The organism is Frankia sp. AiPs1 (assembly GCF_023716945.1).
In the GTDB taxonomy this organism is placed as follows: Bacteria; Actinomycetota; Actinomycetes; order Frankiales; family Frankiaceae; genus Frankia.
The window spans coordinates 1-5,717 of record NZ_JAMQQF010000381.1; the positions used below are offsets into that span (position 1 = coordinate 1).

The 5,717-nt window shown below is 73.3% G+C and carries 5 protein-coding genes and 1 pseudogene; 3 read left to right on the forward strand and 3 right to left on the reverse strand.

The window, feature by feature from the left end:
* A pseudogene (locus ND748_RS23385) lies at nucleotides 1-735 on the reverse strand (hypothetical protein); the annotation flags it as partial.
* Nucleotides 736-1,986: a SigE family RNA polymerase sigma factor gene (locus ND748_RS23390; protein WP_251748112.1), complete on the reverse strand. Its 1,251-nt coding sequence runs from the start codon at nucleotides 1,984-1,986 to the stop codon at nucleotides 736-738.
* 519 nt (nucleotides 1,987-2,505) lie between these two features.
* Between ND748_RS23390 and ND748_RS23395 the strand changes: the two genes are divergently transcribed.
* From ND748_RS23395 to ND748_RS23405, 3 genes are all read left to right on the forward strand, one after another.
* Nucleotides 2,506-2,793 carry a hypothetical protein gene (locus ND748_RS23395; RefSeq protein ID WP_251748113.1) on the forward strand — a complete coding sequence of 96 codons (288 nt, stop codon included), beginning with the start codon at nucleotides 2,506-2,508 and terminating at the stop codon, nucleotides 2,791-2,793.
* Nucleotides 2,794-2,918: 125 nt separating this feature from the next.
* A complete protein-coding gene (locus ND748_RS23400) occupies nucleotides 2,919-3,911 on the forward strand; it encodes an NAD(P)H-quinone oxidoreductase (RefSeq protein WP_374216008.1) in 993 nt (330 codons plus the stop codon).
* A 118-nt stretch (nucleotides 3,912-4,029) separates the two neighbouring features.
* Nucleotides 4,030-4,590, forward strand: coding sequence for a bacterial proteasome activator family protein (locus ND748_RS23405; protein WP_251748115.1), 561 nt, complete (start codon nucleotides 4,030-4,032; stop codon nucleotides 4,588-4,590).
* Nucleotides 4,591-4,620: 30 nt separating this feature from the next.
* On the opposite strand, the gene ND748_RS23410 is transcribed toward ND748_RS23405, so the two are convergent.
* Nucleotides 4,621-5,717 (reverse strand): metallopeptidase TldD-related protein (locus tag ND748_RS23410; RefSeq protein ID WP_251748116.1); only part of this gene is annotated, 1,097 nt, incomplete at its 5' end.

Sequence of the window (5,717 nt, forward strand, 5' to 3'; positions counted from 1 at the left end):
CCCCGGCGCACCGCCTGCGGGCCGGGTGCGCCGGGGGTGGCGGCCCCGCCGCGGCAGCACCACGGACGGGCGTCCGCGCGGCGTGCCGTAGCGGGCCGCCACTTGCAGGGGCGACGTCGAGCCGGGGCGGTCCGCCTCCTCGGCGGGCTCGCCGAGGTCGAGCGGTCCGGCCAGGTCGATCGGCGAGCCGAGGCCGTCCGGCGTGCTCATCTCGGCGTCCGCGGACGGCTTGGTCTCGGCGTACAGTCCGGATTCCGCGCGCGCCTCACCGGCGGCCTCGCTGTAGGCGTCGGCTTCGCCGTAGGCGTCGGCTTCGCCGTAGGCGTCGGCCTCGCTGTAGGCGTCGGCATTGCCGTAGGCGGCGGAGCCGTCATAGGCGGTGAAGCCCGCGCCGACGACGACCGGCGGGGCGTCCTGCGGGCCTGCGTGGGGATCCGGCCTCGACCCCACGGTGGCGTCCGGGCGGTCCTGGGGACCGGCGGCCGCCCGGGTGGTGAAGGGGGAGACCGAACCCGGCTGGCGCAGCGGGAGTACGGCTGGCCCGCGCAGCGACTGTCCGACGACCGCCGCGAGTCGGCGCCGGATCCGGTCGGAGTCGGGCTGGTGGCGGGCCATCTCGGTGCCCAGCAGGCCGCGCAGCTCCTCGTGGAACGGCGTGCCGGTGCCGCTCATCCGGCCGGACCCGGCTGGTGGTTCATGGTCGGGCTGCTGGAACCCCGACGTGCTCGGTGTCATCTACGCCTCGCCGACCCGCCACACCGGCCAGGCCAGTCGTTCCGGCCAGGCCAGTCGCGGCCAGGGCAGCGACTCGGGCCAGGTCGATGAACCCGCCCTGCGAGGTCGCTCGAGCCAGCCCGCTTCGTCGAGTCGGGTCACGTGTTCGGTCGGGGGCATGTGTTCGGGCCGGGGCTGGCTTTCGGGGCCGGGGATCCGTTCCGGGCCGGGGACGCGTTCGTGCCGGGGCAGTGGTTGGCGCCCGACGGCGGAGGCGGATCCGCGCCAGGGGACGGGTTCGCGCCGCAGTGGCTCGGGCCGGGCCAGGGGCACCGCACCGGGCAGCCGTCCCGCTTCCGGGAACGGCTCGCCGCCGGGGTGCCGACCGGCTCCGGGCGTCGACCCGGCCGTTCGTGTCAGCTCAGGCCCCGTTGTCAGCTCAGGTCCCGTCGTCAGGCCGGGTCCGGTTGTCAGCTCGGGTCCGGTTGTCAGGCCGGGTCCGGTTGTGAGGGCGGCCCCCGCGGTCGGTTCCTTCCCGTGCCGCAACGCGAAGGCGGACCGGTCGGGCCCGGCGGGTTCGTCGGACTGGCCGGAGCCGCGCCCGCCGGGTGACTCGCCCGAGCCGGAGCGCGCGCCGTTCAACCGAGAGGCGCCCGGCCGGGTCGTGCCGCCGTGGGACGTTTCGGGGTGCTCGGGCGCCATGCGGGGGGTCACCTCCTGCTGGGTCGTCGCGGTCGGCGGCGGTTCGGCTCTCTTAAGGATTCGCTCGAGCTCGGCGACTCCCTTGGCCGTCTGGCTTTTCACCGTCCCGACGGAGATGCCCAGTGTCCGGGCAGTCTCTCCTTCCGACAGGTCGAAGGCGTAGCGGAGCACCACGCAGGCCCGCTTGCCCGATGGCAGGCTCATCAGGGCGGTGCGCAGGTCGACCACCGCCGGCACGTCCGGCCCCGGGGCGGATCGCTCGGCGCGCTGCCCGAGCACGGCCAGTCCGCGCCGCTCGCGGACAACCTTGCGGACCCGGTCCGCCGCCAGGTTGGCGACGATGCGCCGGACGTAGGCCAGCGGCAGCTCGGCCGAACGGACCCGGTCCCAGCTCGACCAGGCCGCGGTGAGCGCCTCCGCGGTGAGGTCGTCGGCCGCGTCGTGGTCGCCGGTCAACAGGTACGCGAAGCGGCTCAGCGCGCGATGATGGCTCTCGAAGAACGCGTGGAACTCCGCCTGTCTGTGGGGATGTTCGTGCTCGTCGTCGGCCGCGACCGCTTCCACTGGCACGCTCCCCGGGCCCGTCCTGGCCGGCGCGTCCCCGGCGCCGGCCAGACAGTCGATGCTGTGGTCGTCTGTGACTGGTTGCAGAGAACCAAGAGTTCAGGGTGATGCGCATATGACGGTAGCGACTGGATCTGCTGTCTGTCGTGGCACTTGAGTGCTGATCAGTTCCTGTACCGTTAATACGGCGATACGGGCGCCGCACCTCGCGCGGACCGCCGTCTCCGCTGTGACCTGGGCGCCATCCGGGTCGGGGGGCGGATAAGCCCGCTGGCAAACCTTCTGGGCGGCCCACCGCCACTCGAACGAAGAATCGTTGTGGGTTGGCAGTTTTTGTTGTTTGATTGAGTGTGTCACGGTGTTGCTTTTGTTGTTCGTGTGATGTTTTTGTTGGCCGTGCAGTGATCTGTCGATCCTGACCTGGCCAAGCGGAGCGGGTTGCGAGGCTTCGGATCGGTGGGTCGGTGTCGGTGCGATGCTGGGACGATGTTTCCGCGGCACCGACCACCGGGTACGGCGGGTCCTATGTCCAGCGTGCTCACCTCGACCATCCCGACGTCGATCGTTCCGACGGGCACCAGCCCGTGGACCATGGCGAAGTGGATCACCCCGGCAGGCCCGGGGGCGGTCTGCGCCGGGGTCCGTCCGCACCGTCCGGACTCGCCGCCGCCGCTCGACCCGGATGCTCCGATTCCTGACGACCCGGGCCCGCTGCTGCCCGACACGCCGGATCTGCCCCCGGCGCCGCATGAACCCTCGCCGTACACCGAGCCGGCGCCGACAACCCCCGAACCCGAGCCCGAACCGGTCTGATCCGAGACCTGCGCGGGACGCGGCCACAGACGGGACGCGGCCATGAACGGGACGCGGCCATGAACGAGCCCGTCGTGACCCTGCTCGGCCTCACCCCCGACGAGGTGCCGTCGTAGCGTGTGGGGGTGCATGCGGTGACGGTGTCGGCCCCTGGCGGGCCCGAAGTCATGTCCTGGTCCAGCGTGGCCGACCCGCCCGACCCCGGGCCGGGCGAGGTGGCCCTCGACGTGGTCGCGACTGCGGTCAACCGGGCGGACCTGCTGCAACGGCAGGGTTTCTACCCGCCGCCGGCCGGCGAGTCCGAGATCATCGGGATGGAGTGCTCCGGCCGGGTGGCCGCGGTCGGGCCCGAGGTGTCCGGGTTCGAGGTCGGCGCCGAGGTGTGCGCCCTGCTCGGTGGCGGCGGGTACGCGAGCAGGGTGAACGTGCCGGCCGGCCAGCTCCTGCCGATCCCGGCGGGCGTCGAGCTGGTCGAGGCCGCCGGCCTGCCCGAGGTCGCGGCCACCGTCTTCTCGACCGTGTTCGGCATCGCCGACCTGCGCGACCGCGAGGTCTTCTGCGTGCACGGCGGTGCGTCGGGGATCGGCACGTTCGCGATCCAGGCGGTCCGCGCGCTGCGGCCCGAGGCGGTCATCGCCACCACGGCCGGCACCGCGGCGAAGTTGGCCAGGGTCCGTGAGCTCGGCGCCGACGTGGCCGTGTCCTACCGGGACGACGACTTCGTCGAGGTGATCCGCAAGGCCACCGAGGGCCACGGGGCGGATGTCATCCTCGACAACATGGGCGCGGCCTACCTGCCGCGCAACGTGTCGTTGCTGGCAGTGGGCGGGCGGCTCGTCGTCATCGGCCTGCAGGGCGGGGCGAAGGGCGAGCTGAACCTCGGGGCTCTGCTCACCAAGCGGGCGGCGGTGCATGCCGCGTCGCTGCGGGCCCGGCCGGCCGCGGAGAAGGCCGAGATCATCGCCGGGGTCCGTGCCGAGTTCTGGCCGGCGGTGGAACGTGGCGCGATCAGACCGGTGATCGACCGGGTGCTCCCGATCACCGAGGTGGTGGCGGCGCACCGGCATGTGGCCGATCTCGGGCACGTCGGCAAGGTGATCCTCACCATTCCGCACTGACGGTGGTGGGCCGTAACCGGCTGTCGCCGTTCACGGCCGGGTTGCGGCGGGCCACGGCCGGGCGGCCGACTCCGTATCGGCGCCGTGTGGCGCGCCCGAACGGGGCAGGATAGGGGTCATGACGGATCAACCGGAACCCCGCGTCGTGATTGTCGGGCCCGACGGAGCCCTCCACGACGACCCGCAGACGGTGCTCGGCCGCCCGGCCCGGTCGGTGACCCCGGCCGACGAGCAGGAGGGCGAGGCGGCCGGCGGCAACCCCGTGGCCGAGCTGGTCTCCCAACCCGACAAGGTGATGCGCATCGGCACGATGATCAAGCAGTTGTTGGAGGAGGTGCGCGCCGCTCCGCTGGACGACGCCAGTCGGGTTCGGCTGCGGGAGATCCACCGCAGCTCGATCCGCGAGCTCTCCGACGGGCTGGCCCCGGAGTTGCGGGCCGAGCTGGAGCGGCTGTCGCTGCCCTTCGACGAGGGCCACACCCCGTCGGACGGCGAGCTCAGGATCGCCCAGGCGCAGCTCGTCGGCTGGCTGGAGGGTCTGTTCCACGGCCTGCAGACGGCGCTGTTCGCCCAGCAGATGGCGGCCCGGGCCCAGCTCGAGGAGATGCGCCGCCGGGCGCTGCCGAGCGGGCAGCAGCAGCCCGGCGGTGAGACGTTCGGGCGCGGCGCCTACCTGTGACGGCGCCGACGCCCACGGGCGGTCCGGCGGTCAGCTCGCCGGGCTGACCGAGCTCATGTTGAAGTCCGGCACCCGCATCGGTGGCATCCGGGTGAGCGTGAACCAGTCCGCCCACTCGCGGGCCATGGTGCGGGTGGCCGCGCCGATCTGCGCCGTGCGGCCCAGCAGGTCCACGGGCGACTCGTTGAACCGGAAGTTGTTCACCGCCCCGGTGACCTCGCCGTTCTCGACCAGGTAGACGCCGTCGCGGGTCAGCCCGGTCAGCAGCAGGATCTCCGGATCGACCTCGCGGATGTACCACAGGCTGGTCAGCAGCAGGCCGCGGCGGGTCGAGGCGATCATCTCCTCGAGCGACGCGGAGCCCCCCGCGTCCAGGGTCAGGTTGTCGATGATCGGAGTGACCGGGCTCTGCGTGGCACGAGCCGAGGCGCGGGTCTGCACGAGGGCGGCGAGCGCACCGTCGCGGATCCAGTCGGTGGCGCCGAGCGCCAGCCCGTTGTCGAACACGCTCGACATCGACGACGACGACGCGGCGGTGACGAACGGGGTCGTCGCCAGCTCCGGGTCCGCGGGGTCGCTGAACAGCCGCAGCCCCGCCGGCCCGATCGCCTCGCCGATCCGGGTTGCGCCGCCCGGCCGGCTGAACACCGTGCGGCCCTCGGCGGCGTCCCGGCCGGCGGCCGACCAGTACAGGTCGATCATCAGGTCGGCGACCGCGGAGGGCGGCAGCAGCGTCTCGTAGCGACCCGCGGGCAGCTCCACCGAACGCTCGCACCAGGCCAACCGGGAGCGCAACGCCGCATCCGTCGCCGCCACGTCCACGTCGCTGAAGTCACGGGTGGACTGTCCGTGCCACACCGAGCCGCCGGGGGCGCCGCTCTTGGCGTTCCACTCGACGCTGCCCGTCGGCTGGCTGTGCCGCAGCCGCAGGCCGGTGGACGTGCCCAGCCAGGTGGTGGTCACCTCGTGCTGGGCGAAGCCGAACAGCCGCCGGCCCTGCGCCCGCGCGGCCCCGAACGCCTCGGCGAGGTCGCGGGCGAACGCGGTGAACACCCCCGTGCCGGTGCGGGCCGCCGGGTCGGTGAAGGCGCCGCCGCCCGCGACCGGCCCGGCGCCCCCGGCCAGGC